At 59.0% G+C, this 2,627-nt stretch carries 2 protein-coding genes; both read left to right on the top strand.

The genetic code is table 11. The annotated features are described in order from the left end of the window. The coding region (locus BO1_RS55965) for a DUF2345 domain-containing protein (protein WP_043289299.1) at window positions 1–718 on the top strand (718 nt) is incomplete at its 5' end. A 2-nt stretch (window positions 719–720) separates the two neighbouring features. Continuing rightward, window positions 721–2,627 (top strand): phospholipase D-like domain-containing protein (locus BO1_RS48585; RefSeq protein WP_028223748.1); only part of this gene is annotated, 1,907 nt, incomplete at its 3' end.

Here is a 2,627-nt window from a genome sequence, read left to right on the forward strand (position 1 = left end):
AGTGGCGGCGGGCGAAAAGATTTCGCTGTTCGTGCAAAAGGCTGGCTTCAAGGCTTTTGCGGCGAAGGGTCCCGTCGAGGTGCAGGCGCAGGGTGGCCCGATGTCGCTTGATGCGGACCAGGAGCTGACGATAGCGAGCGTCAACGGCGTGGCGCGCATCGTTGCGAAGACCGAACTTACGCTCGAATCCGGCGGCGCGTTTATCCAGATGAAGGACGGCAGCATTACGCTGGGTGGTCCCAATGACCTGTTCCTGAAAGTCATCACGATCCAGAAGCAGGGCAAGGCCACCCTGAACCAGCCGCTGGACCTGACCCACCCGGCGCTCTCGGGCCCGCCGACCGTGCCGCTCACGTTCAGCACGGGAGCCTCGCCCGCTTCGCGGGCTGCGATCCCCGTCAACATGCCGTACAGCCTGTTTGTGGGCAAAACCCTGGTGAAACAGGGCGTGTTCGATGAAACCGGGCTGCTCCAGGTCGATCATCACCCCACGACGCAGAAGTACACGCTGACGCTCGCCAATGGCGCGAGCTACACCCTTCCCGTTGCGGAGCAGTACCACGGCAAGGCGGACAACGGGGGACTTGCCAACATCGGCTTCCAGTTTCACGAGAACGGCAAGGATCCCGATATTTCGCCCATCGATGACCGGGCCACGCATCGTCAGGACTACAGTGGTTTGCTGGACGATGAACGCAGCAGTGAATCAGGAGAGTAAGCATGGCTGATCCGTCGAACATTGTTGTTCCTATTGCACTAAGCGAAAGACACGGTGCTGATATCTGTCTGCCCTGGTTTGTCGATTTCGCGCCCGAAGGTCCGTCTGAATATCCACCTCGCCCGGCTACCTATGCGCCGCTGGTCAACGGGTTGAAGGCATTTGGTGCGCTCTATGACGCCATCGACAAGGCGACCACGACTATTGATTACGTCTGCTGGGGCTTCCAGCCGTCGATGTACTTTGTTCGCGATGGCAAGTCGTTGCGCATCGGTGATCTGCTCATCAAGAAAGCGAAGGAAGGCCGCAAGGTGCGTATCCTGTGCTGGCTCGATAGTGCCTGGATTGCGCAGTTCAGCGAACAGGAAGTGCCAGGGTGGACCGAGGGCGGGCGGTACGCGGCGCAGAACGAGGACGCCCGGCAGATCGCCTACGACCGCAACTGGTATCGCTGTGCACAGGCTCCGGCCGGCGGACGCCCCTTGAACGTTGCGCCAGCCGGTTCGCAGGCGTACACGGCGTTGAGGCAGGAACCGTACCTGATGTTTGGTACGCAGTCCTTCAAGGACATTGGCATCGAACTGGTGACGCGTGACTTCACGCCAAAGGAACGCCAGGAAATCATGTACCGGGAAAGGCTCCTGCGAAAAGCGGGTGACGGCCCGACAAAAGCGACCATCGCGGCGTATGGCGCGGAGCCGTCCCACCACCAGAAAATGGTGCTGATCGACTACGAGAAGCCGGAAGTGGCCGTCGGGTTCGTGATGGCGCACAACACGCTCGATGCCTATTGGGACGATGACGGGCATAGTTCTATCAAGAAAGCGCCGAATCTTGGGCGCAACGGGGCCACGCCCCGTCAGGATATGTCAGCTATCGTCACAGGGCCGATCCTTGAACATCTGAATGTGAACTTCTGCCGTGCGTGGAAGCGCGACGCGAATGAAGATCTGCTCGCAAAGCGCAAGGGGCTGGAGCAACAACTGAAGCTCCGCAAGGCGTTCGGTACGCCGGTGATGGCGCAGATCAACCGCACACAGTCGCAGGAAGGGGTGCGTAATATCAGGTCGCTTTATCTTCAGGCCGTCAACAACGCGACGAAATTTATTTATATCGAGAACCAGTATTTCCGCTGGCCGGACCTGGCGACTGAGATCAAGGATGCCGTACAGAGACAGATTGCGGCGGGGCGTAGTCCCGACAAGCCGATCCATCTGTTCGTTGTCACCAACGCAAGCAAGGATGGCATGGGCCTGGGTGCGGGCACAACCTACGAAATGATGAACAGCCTGGGGCGGGCGGATACCATGCCCGCAGTCGCGCGGGAAGAGCAGAGCGACGTGCTGGGTCCCGCATTGCTGGATGCACAGAAACAGGTCACGGCGGCGAACACGCAAATGCGAAATGCAGGTAGCCCGCAGGAACAGGCCAGCGCGCAACAGGCTATCGATACTGCGCAGGCGAAGGAAGTGAAACTTCAGCAGCAGTACGACGATAACCTGGACACAAGCAAGGCGATCGTGCCTCAGCCGATTCAGGGCCTGACGGTTCATGTTGGCTCGCTGGTTGCGCCGGATTCGCCGCCTGACAACTGGACGCGGGTGTATGTGCACAGCAAGATCATGATTATCGATGACGTGTTCCTCACGCACGGCTCGGCCAACGTCAACCGGCGCAGCATGGAGGTGGACAGCGAACTGAACATCTGCCATGAGCGGATGGACGTGACGCAGCCGCTGCGCAGGTATCTCTGGAATATCCATACCAACGGAATCAAAAATGCTGCGTCCCTCTCGATTGATGTTGCCGCTCAAGCATGGGACTACATCATCAATCGAAATGCAGGAAAACAGAAGAACGGATTGGCACCGATAGCGTCGCTTATCGGCTTCATGTGGACTTCCGCTAG

The organism is Paraburkholderia oxyphila NBRC 105797, assembly GCF_000685075.1.
Taxonomy (GTDB): domain Bacteria; phylum Pseudomonadota; class Gammaproteobacteria; order Burkholderiales; family Burkholderiaceae; genus Paraburkholderia; species Paraburkholderia oxyphila.